This is a genomic window from Polynucleobacter sp. MWH-HuK1, from assembly GCF_018881815.1.
GTDB lineage: Bacteria > Pseudomonadota > Gammaproteobacteria > Burkholderiales > Burkholderiaceae > Polynucleobacter.
In genome coordinates, this window is the sequence record NZ_JACVPP010000001.1 from 111,276 (window position 1) to 136,501 (window position 25,226).

The 25,226-nt window shown below is 43.9% G+C and carries 26 protein-coding genes; 6 read left to right on the top strand and 20 right to left on the bottom strand.

All coding sequences use genetic code 11. The features are described 5' to 3' along the window. Positions 1–27 precede the first annotated feature (27 nt). Complete coding sequence (locus tag ICE93_RS00555) at positions 28–873, bottom strand: undecaprenyl-diphosphate phosphatase (protein WP_216184415.1); 846 nt, start codon at positions 871–873, stop codon at positions 28–30. 119 nt (positions 874–992) lie between these two features. Here ICE93_RS00555 and ICE93_RS00560 point away from each other — a divergent pair, with 119 nt between their 5' ends. Next, positions 993–2,618, top strand: a complete 1,626-nt coding sequence (locus ICE93_RS00560) for a TolC family protein (RefSeq protein ID WP_216184417.1) — start codon at positions 993–995, stop codon at positions 2,616–2,618. A gap of 13 nt (positions 2,619–2,631) precedes the next feature. On the opposite strand, the gene waaC is transcribed toward ICE93_RS00560, so the two are convergent. The 6 genes from waaC to ICE93_RS00590 are packed head-to-tail and all read right to left on the bottom strand — an operon-like array spanning position 2,632 to position 8,333. Next, positions 2,632–3,684 carry a lipopolysaccharide heptosyltransferase I gene (waaC, locus tag ICE93_RS00565; protein WP_216184420.1) on the bottom strand — a complete coding sequence of 351 codons (1,053 nt, stop codon included), beginning with the start codon at positions 3,682–3,684 and terminating at the stop codon, positions 2,632–2,634. A gap of 38 nt (positions 3,685–3,722) precedes the next feature. After that, positions 3,723–4,283: a dTDP-4-dehydrorhamnose 3,5-epimerase gene (rfbC, locus tag ICE93_RS00570; protein WP_216184422.1), complete on the bottom strand. Its 561-nt coding sequence runs from the start codon at positions 4,281–4,283 to the stop codon at positions 3,723–3,725. A gap of 2 nt (positions 4,284–4,285) precedes the next feature. Then, positions 4,286–5,215 (bottom strand): glucose-1-phosphate thymidylyltransferase RfbA, encoded by a 930-nt coding sequence (gene rfbA, locus ICE93_RS00575; protein ID WP_216184425.1) that lies wholly within the window; start codon positions 5,213–5,215, stop codon positions 4,286–4,288. A gap of 49 nt (positions 5,216–5,264) precedes the next feature. Then, on the bottom strand, positions 5,265–6,239 hold the full coding sequence (rfbD, locus tag ICE93_RS00580) for a dTDP-4-dehydrorhamnose reductase (RefSeq protein ID WP_216184427.1): 975 nt from the start codon (positions 6,237–6,239) through the stop codon (positions 5,265–5,267). Positions 6,240–6,274: 35 nt separating this feature from the next. After that, positions 6,275–7,333 (bottom strand): dTDP-glucose 4,6-dehydratase, encoded by a 1,059-nt coding sequence (rfbB, locus tag ICE93_RS00585; RefSeq protein ID WP_216184430.1) that lies wholly within the window; start codon positions 7,331–7,333, stop codon positions 6,275–6,277. A gap of 58 nt (positions 7,334–7,391) precedes the next feature. Beyond that, on the bottom strand, positions 7,392–8,333 hold the full coding sequence (locus ICE93_RS00590; protein ID WP_216184432.1) for a glycosyltransferase: 942 nt from the start codon (positions 8,331–8,333) through the stop codon (positions 7,392–7,394). 6 nt (positions 8,334–8,339) lie between these two features. Between ICE93_RS00590 and ICE93_RS00595 the strand changes: the two genes are divergently transcribed. Together ICE93_RS00595 and ICE93_RS00600 are read left to right on the top strand one after the other, a co-directional pair. After that, entirely contained in the window at positions 8,340–9,356 is a 1,017-nt protein-coding gene (locus tag ICE93_RS00595; RefSeq protein WP_216184435.1) for a glycosyltransferase family 10 domain-containing protein, read from the top strand. Beyond that, positions 9,349–10,374, top strand: coding sequence for a hypothetical protein (locus tag ICE93_RS00600; RefSeq protein ID WP_216184438.1), 1,026 nt, complete (start codon positions 9,349–9,351; stop codon positions 10,372–10,374). Before ICE93_RS00595 ends, ICE93_RS00600 begins: the two co-directional genes overlap by 8 nt. A gap of 9 nt (positions 10,375–10,383) precedes the next feature. Here ICE93_RS00600 and ICE93_RS00605 read toward each other — a convergent pair whose 3' ends face one another. Genes ICE93_RS00605 through ICE93_RS00615 form a run of 3 tightly spaced genes read right to left on the bottom strand, consistent with a single transcriptional unit; the run spans position 10,384 to position 13,546 of the window. Continuing rightward, positions 10,384–11,295: a glycosyltransferase gene (locus ICE93_RS00605; protein WP_216184441.1), complete on the bottom strand. Its 912-nt coding sequence runs from the start codon at positions 11,293–11,295 to the stop codon at positions 10,384–10,386. Further along, complete coding sequence (locus tag ICE93_RS00610) at positions 11,295–12,194, bottom strand: DUF6492 family protein (protein ID WP_216184444.1); 900 nt, start codon at positions 12,192–12,194, stop codon at positions 11,295–11,297. Before ICE93_RS00610 ends, ICE93_RS00605 begins: the two co-directional genes overlap by 1 nt. Further along, positions 12,191–13,546, bottom strand: a complete 1,356-nt coding sequence (locus ICE93_RS00615) for a hypothetical protein (RefSeq protein ID WP_255554418.1) — start codon at positions 13,544–13,546, stop codon at positions 12,191–12,193. The genes ICE93_RS00610 and ICE93_RS00615 overlap by 4 nt, the downstream gene beginning before the upstream one ends. Positions 13,547–13,631: 85 nt before the next feature. Here ICE93_RS00615 and ICE93_RS00620 point away from each other — a divergent pair, with 85 nt between their 5' ends. Then, positions 13,632–14,555 (top strand): glycosyltransferase 61 family protein, encoded by a 924-nt coding sequence (locus ICE93_RS00620; RefSeq protein WP_216184447.1) that lies wholly within the window; start codon positions 13,632–13,634, stop codon positions 14,553–14,555. Here ICE93_RS00620 and ICE93_RS00625 read toward each other — a convergent pair. From ICE93_RS00625 to ICE93_RS00645, 5 genes are all read right to left on the bottom strand, one after another. After that, a complete protein-coding gene (locus ICE93_RS00625; RefSeq protein ID WP_216184450.1) occupies positions 14,535–15,503 on the bottom strand; it encodes an aspartate carbamoyltransferase catalytic subunit in 969 nt (322 codons plus the stop codon). The two genes, ICE93_RS00620 and ICE93_RS00625, sit on opposite strands and share 21 nt — an antisense overlap. Next, positions 15,503–16,003, bottom strand: a complete 501-nt coding sequence (gene pyrR / locus ICE93_RS00630; protein WP_216184453.1) for a bifunctional pyr operon transcriptional regulator/uracil phosphoribosyltransferase PyrR — start codon at positions 16,001–16,003, stop codon at positions 15,503–15,505. The genes ICE93_RS00625 and pyrR overlap by 1 nt, the downstream gene beginning before the upstream one ends. 33 nt (positions 16,004–16,036) lie before the next feature. Further along, positions 16,037–16,468: a Holliday junction resolvase RuvX gene (gene ruvX, locus ICE93_RS00635; RefSeq protein ID WP_216184456.1), complete on the bottom strand. Its 432-nt coding sequence runs from the start codon at positions 16,466–16,468 to the stop codon at positions 16,037–16,039. After that, positions 16,461–17,000 carry a YqgE/AlgH family protein gene (locus tag ICE93_RS00640; protein ID WP_255554666.1) on the bottom strand — a complete coding sequence of 180 codons (540 nt, stop codon included), beginning with the start codon at positions 16,998–17,000 and terminating at the stop codon, positions 16,461–16,463. Before ICE93_RS00640 ends, ruvX begins: the two co-directional genes overlap by 8 nt. Before the next feature lie 126 nt (positions 17,001–17,126). Then, positions 17,127–17,801: a YdcF family protein gene (locus ICE93_RS00645; protein WP_370624577.1), complete on the bottom strand. Its 675-nt coding sequence runs from the start codon at positions 17,799–17,801 to the stop codon at positions 17,127–17,129. 211 nt (positions 17,802–18,012) lie between these two features. Between ICE93_RS00645 and ICE93_RS00650 the strand changes: the two genes are divergently transcribed. Both ICE93_RS00650 and ICE93_RS00655 read left to right on the top strand, forming a co-directional pair. Next, a complete protein-coding gene (locus tag ICE93_RS00650; RefSeq protein ID WP_216184462.1) occupies positions 18,013–19,485 on the top strand; it encodes a deoxyribodipyrimidine photo-lyase in 1,473 nt (490 codons plus the stop codon). A gap of 39 nt (positions 19,486–19,524) precedes the next feature. Then, positions 19,525–20,364 carry a symmetrical bis(5'-nucleosyl)-tetraphosphatase gene (locus ICE93_RS00655; RefSeq protein ID WP_216184465.1) on the top strand — a complete coding sequence of 280 codons (840 nt, stop codon included), beginning with the start codon at positions 19,525–19,527 and terminating at the stop codon, positions 20,362–20,364. A 29-nt stretch (positions 20,365–20,393) separates the two neighbouring features. Here the strand turns inward: ICE93_RS00655 and hemL are convergent, their stop codons facing one another. The 5 genes from hemL to ICE93_RS00680 all read right to left on the bottom strand — a co-directional run bounded on the left by hemL (position 20,394) and on the right by ICE93_RS00680 (position 25,187). After that, entirely contained in the window at positions 20,394–21,695 is a 1,302-nt protein-coding gene (hemL, locus tag ICE93_RS00660) for a glutamate-1-semialdehyde 2,1-aminomutase (protein ID WP_216184468.1), read from the bottom strand. Between the two features lie 12 nt (positions 21,696–21,707). After that, positions 21,708–21,878 carry a rubredoxin gene (locus ICE93_RS00665; RefSeq protein ID WP_071464595.1) on the bottom strand — a complete coding sequence of 57 codons (171 nt, stop codon included), beginning with the start codon at positions 21,876–21,878 and terminating at the stop codon, positions 21,708–21,710. A gap of 77 nt (positions 21,879–21,955) precedes the next feature. Continuing rightward, a complete protein-coding gene (locus ICE93_RS00670) occupies positions 21,956–23,398 on the bottom strand; it encodes a class I SAM-dependent RNA methyltransferase (RefSeq protein WP_216184471.1) in 1,443 nt (480 codons plus the stop codon). Between the two features lie 59 nt (positions 23,399–23,457). Further along, positions 23,458–23,883 (bottom strand): CopD family protein, encoded by a 426-nt coding sequence (locus tag ICE93_RS00675; protein ID WP_216184474.1) that lies wholly within the window; start codon positions 23,881–23,883, stop codon positions 23,458–23,460. 26 nt (positions 23,884–23,909) lie between these two features. Next, a complete protein-coding gene (locus ICE93_RS00680; RefSeq protein ID WP_216184477.1) occupies positions 23,910–25,187 on the bottom strand; it encodes a glutamate-5-semialdehyde dehydrogenase in 1,278 nt (425 codons plus the stop codon). Positions 25,188–25,226 lie beyond the last annotated feature (39 nt).

Genomic DNA, 25,226 nt, shown 5'->3' on the forward strand with positions numbered 1-25,226 from the left:
TAACTTTAATAGGAGATGTTCGTGAGATTAATGCGACCAAGCAATCAGGCCAGTATACGAAGTAAATAAGACCAATAATCCAAAAGCGATTCGATACCACGCAAAGGGGATGAAATTGTGATGCGCCACATAATGAATCAACCAGCGAACACAAACAAAGGCTGAGATAAAGGCAGATACAAAACCTGCTGCAATTGCTATCGAGAACTCACCAGAAAAGGATACCGGCGCTTTCCAGAGCCTGAGCAATTCATAAGCTGTAGCACCACCGATCACCGGAATTGCTAGAAAGAAAGAAAACTCGGTAGCCACAGCACGAGGAAGACCAAATAACATACCGCCAATAATCGTTGCACCAGAGCGCGATGTTCCCGGTATGAGTGCGGCACATTGGGCCAGACCAACCTTAAGTGCATCCAATGCACTTAAGTCATCAATTGATTTGATATGACTCTCTATGACGGTCATTTTTTGCTGACGACGTTCGGTCCAAAAAATAATTAGCGCGCCTAAGATAAATGCACTAGCCACTGGAATGGGCGCAAACAATACCGCCTTAATAAACTTGCCAAACAAGAAAGCTAAACCCATAGCAGGAATGGAGGCAATCAATAAATTGAGTACAAAGCGGCGAGAGTCAGAACTGCCAGAAAAAGAAGTGGTCACTTTCAGTAGCTTTTCTCGGAATTCCCAGCAAACCGCCAAGATAGCTCCAAACTGAATTATGACCTCAAAGGCCTTGCCTCGCTCATCATTAAAGTCCAGCAAGTCACCGACCAAAATGAGGTGGCCCGTACTGGAGATCGGCAAAAACTCCGTTAAACCCTCTACCACCCCTAGAATGACTGCTTTTAGCAACAAAATTAGATCCATGGCCAAATTTTATAGGCATACAGAGCTAATCTAGAGGTTTTGGCAAAATAGTGTCTAAATATGCAATTTGAATAAATTGGCCTTAAACTGCATGGCACATTAAAAAGTACCCTAATTAAATGACCGCAAGCCGCTTTAGTCTTTCTAGACTTACCGCCTTTAGTTTGATCCTAAGTCAAGCGCTTGGCTGGAATGCCTGGAACGGCAACGCAATGGCTCAAAGCCCGAATGGCGCCGCCAAAACTTCTCCACCGACTCCAATGAGTGCTTCAACCCTCATTGGTCTAGATCAGCCGCCACAAATTGCGCCACTCCCTCCCAAGCCAGCATTACCAATGGTTGCGGCCCCGTCCAATTTAAATGGAAACAAAGCTGTTGATAACAATAGCCAATTGAGCGATCTACTTCAGCTTTATCAAGAAGCCGCTTTCAGTGATCCGGTATTAACTGCTGCACGCTTTAATTACCAAGCAAGTAAAGAGCTGTACTGGCAGGGATTTTCATTGCTAATGCCTCAAGCCAATGCCACTCCGGGTGGCACGCGTTATTACCAACATGGCACTGGCAATACTCAAGTATCTAATAATGCGGGCAACTCCAGAGTCTTTGATCAAAAAAGTTATACCGTCACCTTAACGCAGCCTGTATTTAATGTAGCTGCGCTTGAGCTGTTCAAGCAAGGAGATCTTAATACTAAGTTGGCAGATATGCGCTTTTTCTCAGCACAACAAGATTTAATTTTGCGTGTGTCTCAAGCCTATTTTGATGCACTAACAAGCCAAGATAACGTAGCGCTCTATAAGAACAAAAAAAATTTAATCAAACAACAGCTTGAAGTTGCTCAAGCGAAATTTGATGCAGGCTTAGCAACTATTGTGGATGTCAATACCGCACAAGCTGCTATGGATTTAGCAACCTCCCAAGAGATTGCTGCGCAGGCAGACCTGATTGTGAAGCGTGGCGCCCTCGAACAGATTGTTGGTCGACCCGTAGGCGCTTTAAAGCCGCTAATGAAAGACGCCAAGATTGAAGGTGTATTAAAAGATCCACGTAGCAAAGCAAAAGATGTCAAGGGTAATCCCATTGCAGATAGCGTCAATCCTCATTTGCCCCCAGGTCAAACGCTAGATGATTGGATTAATCAAGCAGAAGTCGCAAATTTTAATGTCTTAGCAGGTCAACTTTCTGTCAGTCTTGCTGAGAGTACATATCGTGGCGCACAGGCTTTAAATTACCCAACAGTTAATTTTGTTGGCACATCAGGCTATAACACCTCAAATGGCACACCCAATAATTACACCCCAGCTAATACCAATGTATACAATAATACTGTAGCCCTGCAGATGACTATCCCATTGGTATCGGGTGGCTACAACAGCTCAGTCATTCGCCAAAATGCTGCTCTACTAGATGCGGCAAAAGCAAACTATGACAACTATCGACGTACAGCTGCTCAAAGTACACGCGCTGCTTTTACCGGCTTTTATGGTGGTCTAGCAAGTGTCAAAGCATATGAAGCTGCTGAACGCTCATCATCATCTGCCCTTGAATCAAGCAAGCTTGGCTTTCAGGTGGGCACCTTAATTAATATTGATGTATTGATAGCACTCGATTCGTTAATTAATACACGCTCTTTGTTACAACAAGCCCGCTACAACACGATTCTGAACGCGATTAGGTTAAAGGCGCACGCAGCTGCTTTAACTGATGAAGACTTGATCTCTATTAACTCTTTACTGCGCTAAGTAGCATTCAGACTCAAGAGAGTAATTCAATAGCAGCCTGTAGAACTTGCGCTACTGAAGGTGATTTTTGAATATCCCCTACATTACGAATATTGCTGGACCAGTACCCCTCTGTTTTCCAGAGCGGTGAATCGCAATAAATTTCAACTGTCGGCCTTTTCAACACTGCAGCCAAGTGCGTTAGACCGGTATCGACCCCTATCGTTAATGCAGCACCAGCAATAATCACAAAAGCATCCTCTATAGAAAATGCTGGGGGCACTAATGCATTCGGAATCTGCGCAGCAATTTCTTTGCTAACCGCTTGCTCAGCTAAATTACCCCAAGGCAAAACAACTTGATAACCTTGAGCAGCCAATGTTTTTCCTAAAGCTATCCAATGGCTATTAGGCCAGCGTTTAGCTTCTCTCGCGGTGGAGTGAAAACATAACACATAAGGATCGGCTAACTGCTGGGCAATAGGTTTATCAGACAACTGCAATGATTGAATATATTCATCAGGATAAAACTGCGGGGCGCTTGTACGTTCTAGTAGCGGCCAATCTAATGCTGAGCACATTACCCATCGCGAACGATCCACAGCATGACACTGAACTGGCACTTGTGCAGACTGATCGTAAAAAGATCTGGCTATAGGCTCATATCCAGAAAACTCGGTTGCATTAGCCAAGCCCGCTATCACTGCATTTGGAGTCTTTTTGGCTAACGAGCAAACAATGGCTGACTTCAGTAAACCTTGGGTTTCAATAATGACGTCATAGGATGTTTCTTGCAGGGTTTTCTTAAATGTAAAAAACTCTTTCCAGGTAGATAACCGAAGAAGATTCTTTTTCCACCGACGTAAACCAAAAGGAATGATGCGATCGATACCCTTAAAACCATCCTTAGAAAGCAATGGCGTGAGCAAGTGGACATAACCCTCTTCAACCACCCAATCAATTTGAGCGTTTGGTAAACGCGCCCGTAAATCCCACACAATCGGAAGATTGTGAAGAACATCCCCTAAAGATGACAATTTGACCAAGAGAATCTTGGTCTGTTGAGAATGGGTCGATAAATCGCTCATAAGAGCATTATCTTATCTTTTACAGCCAGCACAGGAGATTAGAACTTAGGCGCAGCATCCCATGAGAGACCCGTCATATCTTTAGCATTCATATTAGGCTGAATACCACTAGGCAAAGGCCACTCAATACCGACCGTAGGGTCATTCCAAGCCAGGCAAACCTCACTTTGTGGGTGATAGTAGTCAGTAGTTTTATATAAAAACTCTGCTGTATCTGAAAGTACCAAAAAGCCATGTGCAAGCTTTTCTGGAATCCACAATTGCTTATGGTTTTGAGCGCTGAGCTCAACGCCAACCGATTTGCCATATGTTGGCGAATCCTTGCGAATATCTACCACCACATCAAAAACGCTACCTACCACCACACGCACCAGCTTGCCTTGTGTTTGCTCGAGCTGATAATGCAGGCCACGTAATGTCCACTGACGCGAGAAAGAGTGATTGTCCTGAACAAACTGCACATCAAAACCAGTAGCGGCAGCAAAATCGAGCTCATTAAATGATTCGGTAAACCAGCCACGCTCATCACCAAATACTTTTGGCTCTACGATCAATACATCGTGAATGGCTGTCGAGGTAATTTGCAACTTTGATGACATGTTTACTTTCCTGGCTTTTTAGCGGAAAGAGAAATTGGCTGAGCTGAGCTATTGAGCTCATTCAAAATCTTTGTTAGGTATTGTCCATAACTATTCTTACTTAACTGGGATGCAACCTTTTGTACCGTCTCAGCAGTAATCCATCCTTGGCGATAAGCAATCTCCTCCGGACAGGCCACCATCAAGCCCTGGCGCTTTTGTAGGGTCGCAATAAAACCAGCGGCATCCAATAAAGAATCATGCGTTCCGGTATCCAGCCAAGCAAAACCACGGCCCATGATTTCTACATTCAACTCATTCTTTTCTAGATAAGTACGATTCACATCAGTAATCTCGAGCTCACCACGAGCGCTAGGCTTAATCGCAGCAGCAATATCGCAAACTTGATTGTCATAGAAATACAATCCAGTCACAGCATAACTACTTCGGGGCTTTAATGGCTTCTCTTCAATAGAGAGCGCTTTATAGTCCTTATCAAACTCCACTACACCATAACGCTCTGGATCATTGACGTGATAAGCAAACACGGTTGCACCAACACTACGGTCATTTGCACTATTAAGCTGATCAACTAGTTCATGGCCATAGAAAATATTGTCACCGAGAACCAAAGCGCTTGGGTAGTTGCCAACAAAGTTTTTACCTAGAGTAAAAGCTTGAGCCAAGCCATCTGGCGAAGGCTGCACACAATATTCAATATTAAGGCCCCACTGTGAACCATCACCTAAAAGCTCAGAGAAGCGCGGCGTATCGTGCGGCGTAGAAATTAAGAGAATGTCACGAATACCAGCAAGCATCAAAGTGCTTAATGGGTAGTAAACCATCGGCTTGTCATATACAGGCATCAATTGCTTAGATATGGCCTGCGTCACTGGATAAAGACGAGTACCTGATCCGCCAGCTAAAATAATTCCCTTGCGATTTACTGTCATTGCGAACTTCACCTTATTTGAGCGAATCCAAACTGAGCTACGAAAGGCCTTAAATCAAACCTTCTTTAGCCAACTGAGATACATATTGCTGAACCATGCCATCCCAAGCTGGGAAATTAGACATATTTTGAGCTTGATTATAAGAGTTTGAAGTGTCAGAAAGGCCGCCTGATAGGGCTAACTGTAATTTACGGTTAGCCATACGGGAATTTGCAGGCCTAAGGGCTGGAAGCGGGTATTCAGCCGCCAGAATAGGCTTAATGCACCCTGGTTTAGCTTTGAGGGCTATGCCAGCATCTAGGGCAGCCTGAACCGCCGCACAAGCCAAGCCATGCCATGTCGTTTCACCAGCAGGTACTGCGTGATAGATGCCCGATGTAAATGGCTTGATTTGGAATTGGGAGTCAAGCACTAACGCAAGGCTCACCTTGGCAAGCCAATCTGCACTCGTTGGCACACCACGCTGATCATGAACGACTTTTAACTCATCGCGTTCTTTTGCTAAACGCAACATCGTACGTATGAAATTCCCACCAGCACCATAGACCCAGCTGGTTCTAAAAATAGCAAAGTGGCTAGAAGCTACATTTGCAAATACTTCCTCTACTGCAATCTCACCAGCAGTCTTACTTTTGCCATAAATACTTAAAGGATTGCGCTCATCGCTCTCGATATACCAACCACTCTTGCCACCATCAAATACATAGTCTGTCGAGTAATGCAAAAAAGTTGCACCATGTTCAGAAGCGTATTTAGCCATTAGCTCTGGTGCGCGGGCGTTGATAGCAAACGCCATCTCAACATTATTTTCGGCTTTGTCTACCGCTGTATAGGCAGAAGCATTAATGATCAGGTCAGGACTTGTCTTGAGAAGTAAATTGCTTAAAGCGTTTGCGTCACTTAAATCACAATCAGCACGACCAACATATTGAATAACTACATTTTTAGTAATAGTCTGTGAGTCAAAAAGTGCTTTGAAAGCCTTGCCGAGCTGTCCGTCTTTTCCGAAAACTAAAATATTCACTGAGTATTTAGTGCTTATTTAAAGGGTTAGTGGATTTAGTTGTACTGCTTTTGCAGCCAGTCGCGATATGTGCCACTCACTACACCCTCAATCCAGATCGGATTGTCTAAATACCACTGCACTGTTTTACGTATACCTGTATCAAAGGTTTCCGCCGGACGCCAGCCAAGCTCTCGCTCTACTTTGCTCGCATCAATCGCATAACGACGATCATGACCAGGTCGATCTTTTACAAACGTGATTTGGTCTACATATGATTTGCCGTCAGCACGAGGTTTGAGCTCGTCCAGAATCCGACAGATCGTTTTCACTACATCAATATTAGCTTTTTCATTCCAGCCACCAATGTTGTAGGTCTCGCCTAATTTACCTTTAGCCAATACTTCCCGAATAGCAGAGCAGTGATCGCCAACATACAGCCAATCACGAATTTGCTGGCCATCACCATAGATAGGCAATGGCTTGCTATTGAGCGCATTCAATATCACTAACGGGATTAACTTCTCGGGAAAGTGATAAGGGCCATAGTTATTAGAACAATTCGTTGTCACTACTGGGAATCTATAGGTGTGGAACCATGCACGCACCAAATGATCAGAAGCCGCTTTAGATGCCGAGTAAGGACTATTAGGCTCATAAGAATTTGTTTCTGTAAAGGCGGGGTCTGTCAAAGACAGAGAGCCATACACCTCGTCAGTAGACACATGATGAAAGCGAAAGTGCTCTTTTCCACCTGCATCAAGGTCATTCCAATATTCACGCGCGCACTCTAATAAATTAAACGTACCCACAATATTGGTTGTTACAAATTCTGCTGGCTCATGAATAGATCGATCCACATGACTCTCAGCAGCGAAGTTCACAATAGCCCTAGGCTGATGTTTTCTTAATAGCTTAGCAACTAATTCTATATCGCCAATATCACCATGAACAAAAACATGGCGGGGATCATCTTTTAAAGACTCTAGCGTTGCAAGGTTTCCTGCATAAGTGAGCTTGTCTAAATTAATAACACCTTCATTCGTTGGAATCTTGAGCCAGTCCAAAACAAAGTTGCCACCAATAAAGCCTGCGCCGCCAGTAACTAATATCATTTTTAATCCATTAAATGAGTGAGTGCCAATTTAACTAAGCAACAATGCAACTAGCCTACTAAGGTGTTTGCATTAATTGCAGGTACTTATTAAAGCGCTTCTTGCCAAAGAGCAGAATCCCTAATTTCTGCACCAATTTTAATCCGCCTCTCGCCTTGGGCAGAGGAACCTGCTCTACCGTGCCACCAGGCGTCTTATCGCAATTAATCAAGGCTGGGTTAATGAAAATACGATAGCCTTTTTGGCGTAAATCACGATGAAATGGAATGTGGTCAGCGACATCAATGCCGTCCGCTTGATCATCCGTGCCCGCATATCTGCCAGCTAGAAATGATTCACGCGTATAGATACCTAAGCCGCCAAAAGCAGAGTCAACTTCAATCAGATCTGCCCTTGGATCAATGGGTGACTGTTTGCATGTCACTGCAATATTTTGAGCCATATCATTACCCAAAATATTTTCCAATCGATGCTTTTGCTCCCAGCAATCCATTGGATTCCAGTAAGGGTGGCTTAATCCCCAAATGTCATAATACTCACCCAACTGATTTGCAGTAATAACATCCCAAGGCTCATCTACCTCCCAGCATTGGGCAATTTTTGCAGGAGTAACCAGTGCATTCATGCCATCCAAATCGGCCATGGCAATGTAATCAATGTCAGCATATTCTGGCTTTGAAGCCACTGCATCAATAATCAAATTTCTGCACAAAGCAATTCGGTCGGTACGCCTTGGATATTGATTGCTTAAATTACCAACACTAACAAATGAGAAGTTTTTAATAACACCCTGTAGTTCTTCTAATTTTTTCGGGGTATCATCACTAGAATCGCTCTCAACTACAAAGCAATGTATTTCCTTGAAGTTACCAAGACTTGCAACTAAGGTTTCAACCTCATTTTGAATCGTATGTGCCACATTCCTAATCGGGCCAGCCAGCAAAATTTTGGAGTCGGCAATTGCCTTACGAGCAGGTTTTCGAAACTTAATTAGAGTCATATAAAAATGTTATTTGCCAATTACTATCAACCTGATAGGGTAAAAAATGCCTCTTTTGAGGAAGTCGATAGACATCATACCTACAACCCCACCTTTACCAACAGATTACTAAGATCAGAGTTTCTGAAGCACGGTATTGAATTAAACAATCCAGACGTCAATGAAGGTCGTGAAATTGCTTTTAGTATTTTGCACGACGGCCAAGCTCTAGGCCAAATTTCTGAGCCAAAATACCTGATTGCCACTGAAAACCCCCATATTTGCCCACTGAATAAAGATAGAGGGTATTTAAGCCAGTTCAACGGAGTCTTTACTTGGAATGCGGACTTTGCAAACTTACCAAATGTCAGCCACGTCTTCATCCCCAATCAGGTGAGAAGTCTGCCTACACCCTCGTTTTCCGAGAGGCCCATTTTTTCTTGCATCATTAATGCGAATAAAGCATTTCCTAAGGGTCTAGAAAATGATCTCTATCGGGAACGTCTAGAAGTGATCCGCTGGTATGAGACTAACGCCCCTGAATATTTCTCCTTGTATGGTTTGGGTTGGGGCAAGCCAGAGCCCGCTTTTACTCCTGCTGAGAAAGTAGCTAGGCGAATGAAGCGCCTGGCAAGCCAGCTTTTTGCATACAAACCTTTTCCAAGTTACGCTGGCGAAGTACCCGACAAAGAATTGATCTATCGCCAAACGAAATTTGCCTACTGTTACGAGAATGTAGCCAATTTGCCTGATTACATTAGTGAAAAAATATTTGATTGTTTTTTTGGTGGCTGTGTTCCAGTCTACTGGGGCTCCAGCACAATCAGCCAGCATATTCCCAAATCCTGCTTCATAGACCGAAGAGACTTTAAGAATACGGTTGAAGTTCATCGCTTCTTATTGAATATTGATGAACATGAATACACAAAATACCAAGAAAGTATTCGTGACTTCCTTTCAAGCACAAAGGCAATGGAGTTTGACACCGCTAGCTATGTCTCAACGATTATCAGTAAGATTCTCAAAGACCTGAATCATGCTTAATCGTTTTATTCTCGATTACGACAATCCCGATGCCGGCATTGGCCACTCGATGGGCATCCTAAACCGTGCTCTTAAAATTGCCGAGCGTAATAATCTCCAGCTTGCTTACTCTGAGACACAGCTTACTAAGTCTCATAACCAATCCTTGCGATGGAAACTCAAGCAGGGTATACGAAAACTGCGAGGACGACGCGCCAATGAAACGCACAACATTGGGAATGACCTCAATGAAATGCTTGACCCCAAAACTCTACTTGCTAGCCGTGAAGAAGTGGAGCAAAGGATTCGGCGTGGAAAAATTAAGCTCATAGAGCTGCCTGCTTTTGAAATCCATATCCCTTCGAATGAGCAAAATGATGAACTCATTTATAAAGCGATAGATGATTTCATCCAAAATCATCCCGAGCCAAATACCGCCTTCAGAATTAGCAATAACCGCTTTGGCGACTACGAATATGCCTCTACTAGAGATTGGTTCCTCAATGCCTACTCCGAAGCACGTAAGCAACACCCTATCTCACTCACATTCGATCCAAATAAATTGAATATTGCTGTCCACATCCGCCGTGGAGACCTGTTACCAGGTCGTCAGTTTTCTGATCTTTCCTCAAGAATGCTGCCTGATGCTTGGTATCTAGAAATCCTCAATACGATCATTCGCAATACCCAAAAAGATCTAGCTATTCATATTTTCAGTGAGGGCAAAGACGGAAAATATCACTCGGAAAGTAGTGCGCTATTTTCCTGGAAATCGCATTTTGAAAATACACCGCATGCAGTTCATGAACACATTGATAGTGACTTCAAGAGTACGTTTCATCACCTACTAAACGCTGATATTCTCATTGGCTCTAAAAGTGGTATGAGTCATTTAGCAGGCATGCTGAGTAAACAGACAAAGATCATGCCCAAGATGTGGCACTCCTATCGAGGAGCCAATCAATTGCTAGAAGTATCGAGTTCGCAATCAGAACTTAATCAAGAAGAAATTACCAAGCACCTGCAGCAGTTACTCTAAGTTAATGCACTAGAGGGTTGCCCAAAGTCCTACCAATAGGCGCTCGAGGCGCATTAGCGGCGTCCATAATCCGTTTCTTCGAAACTGAAAGCGGGCATAAATCTCACAATTTGCCTGCAAAGAAATTCCTTTAAAGCGCTGATTTAATGCTCGCAATAAGCCAGAACCAACTGACACCCTCTTGGTCCATGGCAACTGACGCGGATAGAAATCCAAAGAGATCCCTAATAGCTCCAGGTACTTTTTCTGTACTTCAATTGTGGTGATGCGGAACTTATCCAAATGCACTGAGCTTGTTTGGGCCGGATAGCGGCGGTAAGTAATCAAGCGCTCTTTAAGATTTAAAAATCGATAGCCAGCGGCAGCCATCACCACCCATAAGTAATAATCTTCTGAGGTCAAAATAGTGGTGTCATATTTAAAACGCTTAAATATTTCAGCCTTACCCATCATGGCAGAATTACAGAGCCCGCAATATACAGAAAGTAGCGAACGCAAATCAGCATCAGTAAATTTATCTTTAGATTTCTTAATCTTTCCTGAAGCTTCATCTAAAACCCATTGCGCACTACCGCATAGGTCGCATTCCCCAGCTTCTAAACTACGCAATTGCTTTTCAAGACGGGTACGATCGGCAATATCATCGGCATCCATCAATGCAATATATTGGCCACTAGCCCTATCAATCATGTCATTACGCGCTCTAACAACCCCATAATTCTGATCTGAAAGTATCTTCACGATACGAGGATCATTAAAGCTCTGAATCACTTGCCTTGTATTGTCGGAGGAGCCATCATCAAAAATGATTAATTCAATATTTTGATAGCTTTGATTGAGGATGCTCTCAATTGCCTCAGCTATGTATAACTCTGAGTTATACGCGGGCATGAGTACGCTAATTAATGGCTGCTGATTCATTAAATGAAGCTTTGTAAATAACGGCCGAATCGTTTCAACTTTTTCAGCGCCCGGGATGGAAGAGATTTTTGGCTCGCGCCATAGTCCAAACTGAGATCCCAGCTTGACTGATAAATCACACCTAAATAATTTTGCTTTAGCTTATCTAGAGTTTCACCGTTTCTGCGTAATAAGAAAAAGTGCCAGTCATAGTAATAAATTCGAAAGAGCTGCTCTATAGGATGCAATGGGATAGCCTTGAAATTTAACAAGGCTTCTAAATACAGTAAGGTCTCTGGATGCCCTGGAGTACAAATATCCCAGAAGGTAAGCCCCTTAGGCTTAAGATAACTCTCATCCAGGGAGTTCCATACCTTGGCCGACCAAATAAATGGTGGGCAAGGACAGTAGTAATTAGGCCCACGACGCCCAAACAGCTGCTTCACTCTATTGCCCTCAGCAATTAACTGAAGTGGGGCTTTAGCAAAACCACGATCAAGTGCTAACTGGAAATATTCTTTATTTTGATAAATGACTGTGTATGGATTACCATCATCAGCCAAGAAATCAGACTGATAAAAGTTCTTAATAAATAAGCAGTCAGAATCTAAACATACATAGTTCTCACACAATCCTAGACGCCAGAATTCTGATTTAATAATTTGCTGGGTCAAGCTACCTGATTTATCTTTCCCAACTCCCGCTGGTACGCTTGTGTTCGCCTGAATAATGGATTCATCTGAAACCCATTGATAGCCTTCACTACCAATTAGTTGAACTAATAAATCATGATCAGCTTGAGGGGTGGAAATATAAAACGGAATGTGATCGCAGTTATATTGAGATATAGACTGCAACAGACGCTTAAGCCGCAAGAAATCTTTGCGATAGGATTTACAGTAAAGAACAATGTCTTTCAAGAGACAACCTTTTCTTGAGCAATATGCGAAAGAATACTGCTAACTGCCTGATCGACACCAATTGGCTGCCAAATCGGCTGTAGAAGTTGTTTTTGCTGCCAATCCAACCAGATTCTTTCGAGGGCCATAGCAATCCCCTCCTCATCCCCATCAGCACTTAAATAGGACTTTCGATCCAATAGCATTTGATCTAACTGTGGATTACGGTGGGTAATACCCCAAATAGGCCTACCCGACCAAAGATAGTCGTAAAACTTCGAAGGAATGTACTCTGCACACCATTCATCATTGCCGTGAAGCAAAATCAACGCATCTGCTTCTTGCATCTTTTGTGCAACTCGCTCGCGCCCTGATTTACCGCTGACTGGGTCACGCTCTAAGCGACCGTGCGCCAACAAAACATCAGAAAAACTATATTGATTAATAGCGGCCGCTGATAAAGAATCCAAGGGTGCGCCATAGGCGTGAACTCGCAGATACTTTCTAGCCTCGGGATACTTTTGGAACAGTGTATGTGCCGCCCGCAGAACAATAGAGAGCGATCTGTCATTTGCCAATGAACCAAAGTGGCATAAATTTAAATGTTCGCCGTATTGATGCTGAGACGCCCCCTGCATTTCACCTGGAGGATTGGCGCCGGGCATCACTACGAACCCTCTGGCATTGCCGGGAGTATTTAAATTCGGATTTCTGACTTTGGCGTAATGAAGTGCGCCATCAGTAAACCACCAGACATAGTCTGAATACTTGCAAAGCTGAGTTTCTAGATAGTGCCGAAAGCGCGCATCTCGATTTTTGGGTTTCTCAAACCCTTGGTCATTGGGATTCTTACGAATCACCAAGGGATCATGCACCTCGGAAATCAAGGGCAAGCCTGTGGCACGCTTTAACCAAACTCCAGCTAAATGTGCTGACCAAGCGCTGCCAATGGAATAGATCACATCTACCTTGCCACTGCGAATCAAGAGGTAACCGCGTACAAATGCAGGCAATGCCCAAGACCACTGACTTGAATATCCCAAGAGGAGTTTTTCAATGCCGATGAATGGAGCTAGAAGTATAGAAACGGTGCGTGTCAGGAGTTTGTAAATAAACCCGCGTCCATATTGATTGGCTATCCAATGTCGAAAATCAAACCTAAAGGCTGCTGGGCCCCAAGCCAAGAACTGCTTATGAGGGAAACGCTCGTCTTTTAAGCCAGTAATAGCACTAAAAACAATCGGCTGAACGCCGGCCTCTAAGAAATAAGGAATCTTATCGGTAATGGTCAAACTAGCCGCTCTACCATCCATGTTGAAAGCATGAGATAGAAGAAGCCAGTTTTTCTGTTGCGCAATAGATTTAGCCTTCAATCAGCACCCTTATATCACCGCTTAAAATCACATTAGTAGCTAGAATTATAGTAGGCTTCCTCTTACACATTGAATATTAAAGTGCATGCACAAAATTAAAGACTTCTTTCAGAAATGCCTATTTAAGTTTGCTGGGAGCGCAAGCTATATCCTCTTCAAAGATCAGCTCTATAGCAGGAATGCCATTTCAGTTAAAAATGACCGTGTTCATTTTGTTAAGCGCTGGTCACTGCTTCCAATCGATTTAGCAGTCGAAAATCTTGAGGGCGAAGAGTTTTATTTATTAATTATTCACACAGATAATATTGCCCATTTTTTTCATGACGTTTTCTTCCCTTTTTACCTTGAGTGGAGAAAAAATAAAAAACGAGTCTGCGTTTCTATTAAAGGCAATACATTCCAAAGAGAATTTCTGGAATCCATCATTGATCCAAAAGATTTAATCTTTTTAGACTATGACAAGGCTTATGCATTTTCTAAGCTTATCGTCACACCTGAAGGCAGAGATTTAAAAATCTATCCTGATTTTCAGAAAATTTGTCGCGAAATTAAAGCAATCTGTTTTGCCAAACACGGCATTTCTGAGATACGAAATAAAAACTTGATCTATGGCAGAAATGAGCTCAGCCGCAAGAATCTACTCAATATCGATCAGGGATTTTTAAAGGCAAACCATATTGATCAAGTGTTCTTATCCAAACTGAGCTTCAAAGACTATCTTCAGACACTAGCAAATGCCCAGACCTTTACCTACATGGTAGGTGCTGGTGTATTTAATCTGCTTTTTTTAAGTGACGACGTTAAGGTCTTAGAAATAAACCCTTACCGCAACAATTCTTGGGCTCAAATGTTTGGCCTATCAACACTCTGTGATTTCAATGTCGTGATTAGTAACAATCTAGAGCACTCTGCAGCTGCCGCTCAAGATGAGTTAATACTAGATAGTCATGTGTACTTTGACGATCAAATTGCAGCGGAAATTACTAAATTAATTTCCAGCCACAATTGACATCACTGCCATGCGCACTGCAATGCCAAAGGTCACTTGATTCAAAATAACTGATTGCGGGCCATCAGCTACGACTGAGTCAATCTCTACCCCGCGATTCATTGGGCCTGGATGCATCACAATGGCATCAGACTTGGCGAGAGCCAAACGTGCTGGTGTTAGGCCATACTGCTTAAAGAAGGCATCTCCCTCGGGAACCTGACCAGCCTCCATGCGCTCTTTCTGAATACGCAAGGTCATCACTACATCAACGTCTTTCAAACCCTCTTCCATGCTATGGAAGACCTTTACACCCAACATATCCAAATCACTTGGCAATAAGCTTTCTGGGCCAATGGCACGAATGTCTTCGCAACCCAAAGTAGTTAAAGCATGAATATTCGACTTTGCTACACGACTGTGAACAATATCACCGACAATCGCCACTTTTAAACCTTTAAAGTTTTGCTTGAAGTGGCGCATCGTATACATATCGAGCAACCCTTGCGTAGGATGCTGATGACTACCATCACCAGCATTCACTACGTGCACATGTGCCGGTACGTGATTCGCAATTTCAATTGGCGCTCTAGAAACACTATGGCGAACAACAAAAATATCTGCTTGCATCGCTACCAAGTTATCAATGGTATCGAGGAGACTTTCCCCTTTAGCAGTTGATGATGTAGAAATATCCAAATTAATGACGTCAGCGGATAAACGCTTAGCAGCAATCTCAAAAGTTGTTCTAGTGCGAGTAGAGTTCTCGAAGAAGAGGTTAAAGACACTCTTACCCCTTAACAGTGGAACCTTCTTTACTTCGCGCGCTGGATCAGTAACGCTGACAAACTGCTGAGCCGTATCCAGAATATGAACGATTTGCTCCTTGGGAAGGCCTTCTAAGGTGAGAAGATGTGTGAGCTCACCGGCAGCATTAAATTGATTCACTGGCTGATATATCGAACTCATCACTCACGCTCCTCTAGTACGAAACTGAACTTACCAGCCGTATCTTTTTCTAAAACCAGAATTTGGTGATCTGGTACGCTAACCTCTTCACCGACATAATTGGCGCAGACAGGGAGCTCTCGGTTGCCGCGATCAGCCAAGACCATTAACTCCACCTGTGCTGGTCTACCAAAATCAAATAACTCATTTAAGGCTGCTCTAACAGTTCTGCCAGTTAACAGAACATCATCAATCAAAATCACCGTGGCACCGTTGACATCAAATGGTAAGTGAGTCGTCATGGTGCTAGCCGTCCGAAGTGCAGTCATACCTTTTTCGGCATAGTCATCACGATGAAAAGTCACATTAATGACACCGTAGTGCGGTAAACCTAAATCTTTAGCTAAGCGCTCAGCAATCCAGGCTCCACCCATTGCAAGTCCGACCAATTCAAAAGAGCTCGCCTGCTTCAACTCACGAAGCTTTGCTAGTAATTTTTCGTATAACTGTTCTGCGTTCATTCTTTATTCACCGCTATATATAAAACTGCATTTTTAATCGACAGCCCTAGAGCTAATTTCTGCAAAGTATTGCTCCAAAATAAGGGCTGCTGAGTGAGCATCTAGATTGTCCTGCATCTGGAGATCACCCTCTAAAACCACGGAGGAGTAGCGCTCATCCACCCAGGCTATTGGTAAATGAAAGCGGCCATGTAATTGATTACCAAAGCGAATGGCTTTAGCAGTCATCTTATGGGGCTTGCCATCCGGGTGCGTTGGTCGACCAACCACTAATTGATTAGGCTGCCAGTCTGCCAAAAGTGTCTCTATATCCCTAAACAAGGTGTCGGCATTTGGAGCCGCAATAGTCTTTAATGGTTCGCCCGCCTTAGTTACTGAATTGCCAACTGCAACACCTACACGTCTAGTCCCATAGTCAAATGCCATTACCGTCATAGGCGCAATAGATGCAGCGGGCTTATGCATGCCCGGCCTCTCCAGAGAGGTCAGAGGGATCAAAACCTAAATGATGCATAGCCTTTTGATAGCGCTGGCTTGAGGGAGTATTAAAGATAATCTCCATCATTTGTTCGCGGTTCAGCGGAACATTAATCCAGCCATTGAGAGTAATCTCCTCTTCGAGCTGTCCCGCACCCCAGCCCGCATAGCCCAGGGTCATCAAAAACTTTGCAGGCCCTTTGCCATTAGCCACCTCCTCCAATACATCCTTAGAGGTAGTCATGGTTAAACCGCCCGGGATAATTAATGAGGAGCTGTAAGAAAGATTCGGATTGGATTCGTGCAAAACAAAACCGCGCTCTACCTGAACAGGCCCGCCAAAATACACTGGTTGATCTAATAGTGGAGCAATCTCCAACTTCAGATCAATTTTGTCAAACAAAGTGCTTAAGTTCACCTCAGTTGGCCTATTCACCACCAAGCCCATCGCTCCTCTCTCAGTATGCTCAAAGAGATAAATGACTGAGCCAGCAAAATTGGGGTCCACCATACCCGGCATAGCAATTAAAAACTGATTAGCCAGATGGTCGGCAGAAAAAGAAATTAATGACTCTGGCGAAGGCGCTATTTCTGAAGCAGAGGGTGCTTTTTTAGCAGAAGTCATAGCCTTTATTTTACCGAAGATCTAGATTTTTCCGGTAATCCAGTAGGCAAGCAGGCCTACAGCCTCATGCACCACATCATGCCAGTTTTGCGCGCCATCCACTAGGCTGAACTCCGTCCACTGCAGGCGATTGGCGGTCTGGTAATCCACAGGCAAAGGTAATACAGGTAAATCCTGTTTTTCAAAGATTTTGACCGATCGATACATATGACTGGCTGAGGTAATGAGTAGCCAAGGCTTTAATTTTCCAGAACCATCCTTCGCCCCAAGCTCTTGAATCATCGGCTTCATATAAATCACATTCTCGTAGGTGTTCCGAGATTGATTTTCATAATGAGCCTTATCTTCATTGAGACCTTGTTCCTGAACCAACTGTTTAAAAGCATCCGCCTCTGAAATACCTCTTGGTGTAATACGCCCAGAGGCGCCACTAAAGATATAGGGAAGATTTGGATACCTACGAACGAACTCAAATCCCTTGGTAATGCGCTCTGCTGAAGAATGAATTGATATCTCGCCCCGATCTACTGCGATTTGCTCACCAGAGATTGCGCCTCCTAAAATAATGATGCCCCCAACCTCATTATTGAGATCACTTAATAAAGCAGTCTTAGGAATGAGATTTTCAATCACTCTCAACGGTAACTCTGAGGCAGGCAACCAACCTACCAGCAGAAGGTCGAAGAGCGCTAGCACTAAAAAACGCTTACAAAAGTGAGGTTTTCGTAGAGATAGAAAGAGAAGGCTCAATAATACAAAGACGATTACCCAGTTGAGGGGCTCAATGCAAAATTGCACTACTTTCGAGAGAGTAAAAAAGATCGTATCCATCATTCATTAGGATCTTAACCTGTTCGTCTAAAACAGCGTTGGGCACCTTCTTTAAATTAGCCCTAATATAGGGGCTATGCAAAAAGCACTTGTTTGGCTCCGCCGAGATCTCCGCCTGTATGACAATGCAGCCCTCCATTACGCACTGAAGGAGGCTGAGCAAGTTTGGCTAACCTTCATTTTCGACACCGATATTCTGAAACCTTTATTAAAAGGCGAGCTCGATACGAATGGCCTTAAACATGACCGCAGGGTTGATTTCATCTGGCAAGGTTTAAAACAAATCGATGATGAACTACGCAAACAAGGTGGAGGATTAATTGTCCGCTTCGGCCAGCCCACTCAATGCATTCCTGAGATAGCCAAAGAACTGGGCGTAAATACAGTGTTTACGAATCATGACTATGAGCCTTCAGCAATAGAACGTGATGAGACTGTCAGAGTTCAGTTAGAAAAACAAGGTATTGGGTTTGAGACTTTTAAAGATCAAGTGATCTTTGAGAAAAAAGAAATTTTGACCAATTCCAATACCGTCTTTTCTATTTTTACACCCTATAAAAATAATTGGCTCAAGACACTTCAAGAAAAAGATCTTGCTGCTTATGAATGCAATCCGAAACCAGGGCAGCTTGCAGAGATTCCCAAGAAATTATCTGCGCCATTTCCATCCCTGGAGTCCATGGGGTTTTGCCCCACCGGCATTGAAAGCTACCTACCGCCTGGCTCTGAGGGTGGCCAATCCTTTTTAGAAGACTTTCTTCATCGAATAGATCAATATCAGGTTGGCAGAGACTTTCCCGCAATCAAGGGCGTGAGTTATCTCTCTATTCACTTACGTTTTGGCATGTTGTCTATTCGAGGTTTGGTACGCGAAGCTCATCGACGCATGCTTGCGGGAAGTATGGGTGCAACCATTTGGTTGAGTGAACTCATTTGGCGTGATTTTTATTTCATGATTTTGTCTAATCATCCTCGCCTTGCTAAGGGCGCATCTTTTAAACCTGACTACGATAATATTGCGTGGGAGAGTGGCGCTACCGCTAAAAAATTATTTGCCGCCTGGTGCGAAGGTAAAACTGGCTACCCTCTCGTAGATGCAGCAATGCATCAACTGAACCAAAGTGGCTATATGCACAATCGCTTACGCATGGTTGTAGCAAGTTTTCTCACTAAAGATTTGGGGATAGATTGGCGCTGGGGTGAAGCGTATTTTGCTGAACACCTCAATGACTTTGAGCTCTCTTCCAATAATGGTGGCTGGCAATGGGCTTCCTCGTCAGGTTGCGATGCACAACCTTATTTCCGAATCTTTAATCCGATTACCCAATCAGAAAAGTTTGATCCAGAGGGCAAGTTTATCAAGCGCTATTTACCGCAACTTGAGAAGCTTTCCAAGAAGTCGATACACGCACCCTGGAAAGCCGGCCATATCGAGCTAGAGGCGGCTGGCATCACTATGGGAAAAGATTACCCACTGCCGGTTGTAGATCATGATGAAGCCCGTAAGAAGACTTTGGTGCGCTATAGCGTTGTGAAAAAAATCGCTTAACAAAATCAATAAGTCCTCATTTCCGCTTTAAGATTAGGTATGAGCAAGATCTATGCCGTAGGTGATGTCCAAGGCTGCGCACCTTCGTTAAAAGCCTTAGTAAAAAAGCTTCCCCCAAAATCCAAAATGATTTTTCTGGGAGATTTAGTGAATCGTGGACCCGATTCATTAGGTGCATTACGACATTTAAAAACTCTGCAGGAATCTGGTCGTGCCGAGTGCATCTTAGGAAATCATGATCTACACCTCCTAGCAATTGATGCCGGCCTTCGCAAAGCGAAAGGGCTAGATACTGTTGAGCCCATCTTGCATGCTCCTGATCGGGCAGAGCTCATTGACTGGATACGAAATCGTCCCATGGCATTGAGCAATGGAAAAGTCCTCGCTGTTCATGCAGGAGTACTACCTCAATGGGACTTACAACAAGCTATTGAATGCGCCCAAGAAGTAGAGAAGGCATTGCGTGGGAAGTCTTACAAAACCTTTTTAGCCAATATGTACGGCAACACCCCCACCAAATGGAGCAACTCCCTAAAGGGGTACGAACGCTTGCGAGTCATCACGAATGCTTTAACCCGCATGCGATTTTGTAGCCCCACAGGTCAGATGGAGTTTGAAGGTAAAGAGGGTTTAGAAGATGGGCCAAAAGGCTATACACCCTGGTTCATGGCGCCCAAGAGAAAAACTGCTGACACTCTCATTTACTTTGGGCACTGGTCCACATTAGGTTTGATGCGCAAACACAATGTCATTGGTCTAGATACTGGCTGCGTCTGGGGTGGCAAACTCACCGCACTTGAGATTTCAGACTCCAATAAAGACCATCCGAAGCTAGAAATCATTCAAGTGGATGGCTATGACCACCCACTCAGAATATAAAGCATTGCAAAGACTAGTTTTTAAAGGACTTAAAGCTTTTTAAAAGCATTCTCGGCTGCGGCAATAATTTCATCGAGTACAGCGTTGTCATGTGCAATGGATGTGAAACCTGCCTCGTATGCAGATGGTGCTAAATATATCCCTTCATCCAACATCAAGTGGAAGAATTTCTTAAACGCATCAATATTGGATTTAGTCACCGCCTCAAAGGAGGTGGGAACTTCATTCGTAAAATAAAAACCAAACATTCCACCCTCGCTATCTACAGCAAAAGGAATGTTGTTTTGAACTGCAGCTGCTTTTAAGCCGGCCATTAATTTTTCTGTCTGGCCAGTCAAGCACTCATAGAAACCTTCCCGAGAAATAATCTCGAGAGTCTTTAGGCCTGCAGCTACCGCAACTGGATTACCAGAGAGGGTGCCAGCCTGATACACAGTGCCCAAAGGCGCAAGCTTAGACATGATTTCTTTCTTGCCGCCAAAGGCTGCCATCGGCATGCCGCCGCCCATGACCTTGCCTAGACAAGTGAGATCTGGGGTAACTCCTTGCAAAGACTGAGCACCACCCAAAGCCACCCTAAAGCCAGTCATGACCTCGTCATAAATTAATACAGCACCATGCTTGCTGGTCAAACCACGAATCGCCGTCAAAAACTTTTTAGACGGCTTGATTAAGTTCATATTGCCAGCGATTGGCTCGATGATGACTGCAGCAATTTGATCGCCCTGCTTTTTAAATACTTCCTCAATCGCAGCGACATCGTTGTATGGCAACACTAGAGTATGTTTCACCAAATCCTTCGGCACACCGCCAGAGGATGGTGCATTTTGCGTAGAGTCAGCAAAGGTCAGTAGACCTGAGCCAGCCTTCACCAAAAGACTATCAGCATGGCCGTGATAGCAACCTTCAAACTTGATAATCAAATCACGGCCTGTGTAGCCACGAGCCAAACGCAAGGCACTCATCGTCGCCTCTGTGCCACTTGACACCATGCGCACTTGCTCAACGCTTGGCATTAAGGCACAAATTCGTTCAGCCAATTCAATTTCACCCTCGGTAGGAGCGCCATAGCTAAAACTAGTTTCAGCAGCTTTTTGAACTGCAGCAACCACCTCGGGATTTGCATGGCCCACGATCATGGGGCCCCAAGACATAATTAAATCGATATAACGCTTATCGTTGGCATCCCAAAAGTAAGGGCCTTTGGCTTTAGCAACAAAACGAGGTGTTCCACCAACTTGACGGAAAGCCCTCACTGGGGAATTAACTCCTCCAGGAATGGTTTTTTGTGCACGCTCAAATAGTGCTTCGTTTTGATCTACTTTTGCCATTGTTATTTCTAATTAAATTGCCATCATTTCAAAATCTTCTTTGCGAGCACCGCACTCTGGACAAGTCCAGTTCATTGGCACATCCTTCCAAAGCGTTCCTGGTGCAATACCTTCATCCGGTAAACCAGCGGCTTCGTCGTAAACCCAACCGCAAATTAAACACATGTATGTTTTAAATTCCATTGCCTTGCTCTCTGATGTTCTTTGATCTATCTTTTGTTTACTATGCTTCTGGTCTTATTTTAAGGTTTTATAGCGACTTAAGCTGGGCGCTTCGCATGCATCTCAAACTTGAATAAACGGCACTCAAGAGGACCATTAAACAAGGGAGTGCGCTTAGATTCTTTGATGCGCAATTGACCTGGAAGTGCCATATCTGCGGTAAGTACAAAAATATTCCACCCGCCAAAATCATCTTTTAGATGCTGGCCAAACTGACGCAAAAACTCCACAAATTTAGGATCCTGCTCTTCTTGGGCCTGCAACTTTTTCAATGATTCACGGCTAGAACGTTTAGCACTTTGACGACCTGTCTCCAAATTCAGTTCGAAGCGGTTTTCAGGTTCATCTGCACCATCGTACTTAGCATCTCGACTAGAAGTGCGATCTTGGCCACGACCACCCTTGATGACCAACCGCTCACCATAAGGGGGGTTCAACAACATCACGCCTTCATTCACACTCCCAGGCGGCTTAGCAGCTAAGGCATCAATCTGACGAACTACCGGCTGATCAGGCAATTGCGCTCTTTGCCAATTACCCTTGAACATGGATACCAACTTCTCATTAATATCACCACCAGTAATTTTTAAGTTATCAACGCTAGGGTACTGCTTACGTTTTTCCAGCATCTGCGCAAGAGCGGCCTCTTTTAAATCAACCCAACGCTTCTGTTCGGCAACTTCATTAAAAGGCTTGAGTCGCTGAAAACCAAACCCATGCGCCGAAGTCACTAAAGGACGATAAGCTAGTCTGTTTGGCTTGGCATCATCGCCATACATACCTGCACGAATAGCACCAGGTGGAATAGATAAAACAATCTGGGCAGCTTCAATTAAAAAGGTGCCGCTACCGCACATTGGATCAAATAATGTTTGACCAGGCTTCCAAGCAGTAAAAGACAAAATCCCAGCAGCCAAATTTTCTTTAAGGGGTGCATCGCCCTTTTCATCTCGCCAGCCACGTTTGAATAAAGCCTCACCAGAAGTATCCAAATAAATAGTGACTTGGGTTGCTGTTAAATGGGCTTGTACTCGCACATCCGGGAAAGCAGTATCAATACTTGGTCGATCGCCTGTTACATCACGCAAGCGATCCACAATCGCATCTTTAATTTTGAGCGTAGCAAAATTGAGACTCTTGAGTGGAGAGCGATGGGCTGTGACATCCACTCGCAAAGTTTGCTTTGAGGTAAACCATTCTTCCCACGCTAAACCGCTAGCTAGCTTATAGAGATCATCTTCTTGACGATAGGGGGCTTGCGCCATTTGCAACAGAACGCGGCTTGCAATACGAGAATGCAAATTCAATACCATTGCAGCAGATATTGGTGCAGCTAGACCAATACCACCAGTTGGACTTGTAGGTGTTGGATCGATTACCCATGCCCCCAAAGCCTTACATTCTGGACGTCCAGCTATCTCTGCTAGCTCCTGGGCAAGCGGCACTTCTAAACCGCCTGGGCATACAACAAAAAATCTCATGGGGCTAACAATCTATAAATGGGGATATTAAAAAAATAAACTGTACTTATTGGTTGGACTCAAGGCTTAAACAATACCAAGGCAACAATAATGACCAACAAAATAACTGGCACTTCATTAAACCAACGAAACCAAATACCAGATCGCTTATTTGCACCGGCTCGGAATTTTTTGAGCAAACTTAAACAAGCATGGTGATAACCAATCACGAGAATCACAAAAAATAATTTAGCGTGCATCCATACATCGCCACGACCAATACCAAAGTGAAGCCACAGCGTTATACCCAATAAGACCGCTGGGACCGCCAAGATAGTCATAAAACGAAACAGGCGATCAGCCATGCCCAGTAGGCGCGCATAAGCCTCCACATTTTTTTCTTCCGCCAAGTTCACAAAAATTCTAGGTAAATAAAACAAACCGGCAAACCATGAGGTAATAAATACGATGTGGAAAGTTTTAACCCAGAGGTAAGAATTACTCATATATTGTGCGTTTACTGTTTAATAAATTAAGTACGAATCTCACCATGACCCATAACCACGTACTTTAAGGAGGTCAGGCCATCCAAGCCAACTGGACCGCGGGCATGCAGTTTGTCATTGGAAATGCCGATCTCAGCACCCAAGCCATATTCAAAGCCATCCGCAAAGCGAGTGCTGGCATTGACCATCACACTAGCACTATCCACTTCGCGTAAGAAACGGTCCGCTTGTGCCTTATTGTTAGTAATAATGGCGTCCGTATGTTTACTGCCGTATTGCTCGATATGATTCATCGCTTCATCTATATTGGCAACTGTCTTGATTGACAAAATTGGAGCTAAGTATTCTGTCTGCCAATCTTCTTCTGTGGCATCAATTAAATTCTGAAAGCCATTTGCTTCGAGTGTTTTGCGAGTTATGCCATCCACACGCAACTCCACACCCTTATCTTGATAAATCTTGCACAGTGTAGGCAAGACCTTCTGTGCTATCTCTTGATTTACGAGTAAGGTCTCCATTGCATTACAAGGAGCATAGCGTTGTGTCTTAGCATTATCACAGACCTTCACCGCCATTGCTACATCAGCATCCCCATCAATATAGGTATGGCAGATTCCGTCTAAGTGCTTAATCATAGGTACACGTGCTTCAGCCATCAAACGCGCAATCAAACTCTTACCACCGCGTGGCACGATGACATCAATGTATTGAGTCATAGTGATCATTTCACCAACAGCACTACGATCTGTTGTTGTCACTACTTGCACAGCATCCTTAGGTAATCCAGCGGCTGCTAAGCCATCCTGAATAATCTGAGCAAGCAAGGTATTAGAATCGATTGCCTCAGATCCACCACGCAAAATCACAGCATTTCCCGACTTTAAGCAGAGTGCTGCAGCGTCAATGGTGACATTAGGACGAGACTCATAAATAATGCCAATCACTCCAAGCGGCACACGCATTTGACCTATCTCAATGCCAGAAGCCTGTTTCTGAAGCGGGGTAATTTTTCCAATAGGATCTTTCAAGGAGACGATTTGCTCTAAACCCAAGGCCATCGTTTCGATTGTCTTTGGAGTCATGGTTAAACGATCGACAAACGCCGCATCTTGGCCATTTGCTTTGGCACGCTCAACATCGACCTGATTAACCTTCTGAATCTCGGATGCCTTTTGACGAATAACTTTCGCAATATGTAATAAAGCCTGATTCTTTTGTTCGCTAGATGCACGCGCCATAGCTCGAGATGCGGTACGTGCTCGCATCCCAATGTCATACATCATTTCTTTGATAGGTGAACTCATTTTTATTCTCTTATTGCTCTCTTGCTACTCTTTTATTAC

What these genes read in the sequence shown, in the direction of transcription:
- ICE93_RS00555 (WP_216184415.1), bottom strand. Translation starts at nt 873, where the DNA reads ATGGATCTAATTTTGTTGCTAAAAGCAGTCATTCTAGGGGTGGTAGAG.
- ICE93_RS00560 (WP_216184417.1), top strand. Translation starts at nt 993, where the DNA reads ATGACCGCAAGCCGCTTTAGTCTTTCTAGACTTACCGCCTTTAGTTTG.
- waaC (WP_216184420.1), bottom strand. Translation starts at nt 3,684, where the DNA reads ATGAGCGATTTATCGACCCATTCTCAACAGACCAAGATTCTCTTGGTC.
- rfbC (WP_216184422.1), bottom strand. Translation starts at nt 4,283, where the DNA reads ATGTCATCAAAGTTGCAAATTACCTCGACAGCCATTCACGATGTATTG.
- rfbA (WP_216184425.1), bottom strand. Translation starts at nt 5,215, where the DNA reads ATGACAGTAAATCGCAAGGGAATTATTTTAGCTGGCGGATCAGGTACT.
- rfbB (WP_216184430.1), bottom strand. Translation starts at nt 7,333, where the DNA reads ATGATATTAGTTACTGGCGGCGCAGGCTTTATTGGTGGCAACTTTGTT.
- ICE93_RS00590 (WP_216184432.1), bottom strand. Translation starts at nt 8,333, where the DNA reads ATGACTCTAATTAAGTTTCGAAAACCTGCTCGTAAGGCAATTGCCGAC.
- ICE93_RS00595 (WP_216184435.1), top strand. Translation starts at nt 8,340, where the DNA reads ATGTTATTTGCCAATTACTATCAACCTGATAGGGTAAAAAATGCCTCT.
- ICE93_RS00600 (WP_216184438.1), top strand. Translation starts at nt 9,349, where the DNA reads ATGCTTAATCGTTTTATTCTCGATTACGACAATCCCGATGCCGGCATT.
- ICE93_RS00605 (WP_216184441.1), bottom strand. Translation starts at nt 11,295, where the DNA reads ATGAATCAGCAGCCATTAATTAGCGTACTCATGCCCGCGTATAACTCA.
- ICE93_RS00620 (WP_216184447.1), top strand. Translation starts at nt 13,632, where the DNA reads ATGCACAAAATTAAAGACTTCTTTCAGAAATGCCTATTTAAGTTTGCT.
- ICE93_RS00625 (WP_216184450.1), bottom strand. Translation starts at nt 15,503, where the DNA reads ATGAGTTCGATATATCAGCCAGTGAATCAATTTAATGCTGCCGGTGAG.
- pyrR (WP_216184453.1), bottom strand. Translation starts at nt 16,003, where the DNA reads ATGAACGCAGAACAGTTATACGAAAAATTACTAGCAAAGCTTCGTGAG.
- ruvX (WP_216184456.1), bottom strand. Translation starts at nt 16,468, where the DNA reads ATGCATAAGCCCGCTGCATCTATTGCGCCTATGACGGTAATGGCATTT.
- ICE93_RS00640 (WP_255554666.1), bottom strand. Translation starts at nt 17,000, where the DNA reads ATGCCGGGTATGGTGGACCCCAATTTTGCTGGCTCAGTCATTTATCTC.
- ICE93_RS00650 (WP_216184462.1), top strand. Translation starts at nt 18,013, where the DNA reads ATGCAAAAAGCACTTGTTTGGCTCCGCCGAGATCTCCGCCTGTATGAC.
- ICE93_RS00655 (WP_216184465.1), top strand. Translation starts at nt 19,525, where the DNA reads ATGAGCAAGATCTATGCCGTAGGTGATGTCCAAGGCTGCGCACCTTCG.
- hemL (WP_216184468.1), bottom strand. Translation starts at nt 21,695, where the DNA reads ATGGCAAAAGTAGATCAAAACGAAGCACTATTTGAGCGTGCACAAAAA.
- ICE93_RS00665 (WP_071464595.1), bottom strand. Translation starts at nt 21,878, where the DNA reads ATGGAATTTAAAACATACATGTGTTTAATTTGCGGTTGGGTTTACGAC.
- ICE93_RS00670 (WP_216184471.1), bottom strand. Translation starts at nt 23,398, where the DNA reads ATGAGATTTTTTGTTGTATGCCCAGGCGGTTTAGAAGTGCCGCTTGCC.
- ICE93_RS00675 (WP_216184474.1), bottom strand. Translation starts at nt 23,883, where the DNA reads ATGAGTAATTCTTACCTCTGGGTTAAAACTTTCCACATCGTATTTATT.
- ICE93_RS00680 (WP_216184477.1), bottom strand. Translation starts at nt 25,187, where the DNA reads ATGAGTTCACCTATCAAAGAAATGATGTATGACATTGGGATGCGAGCA.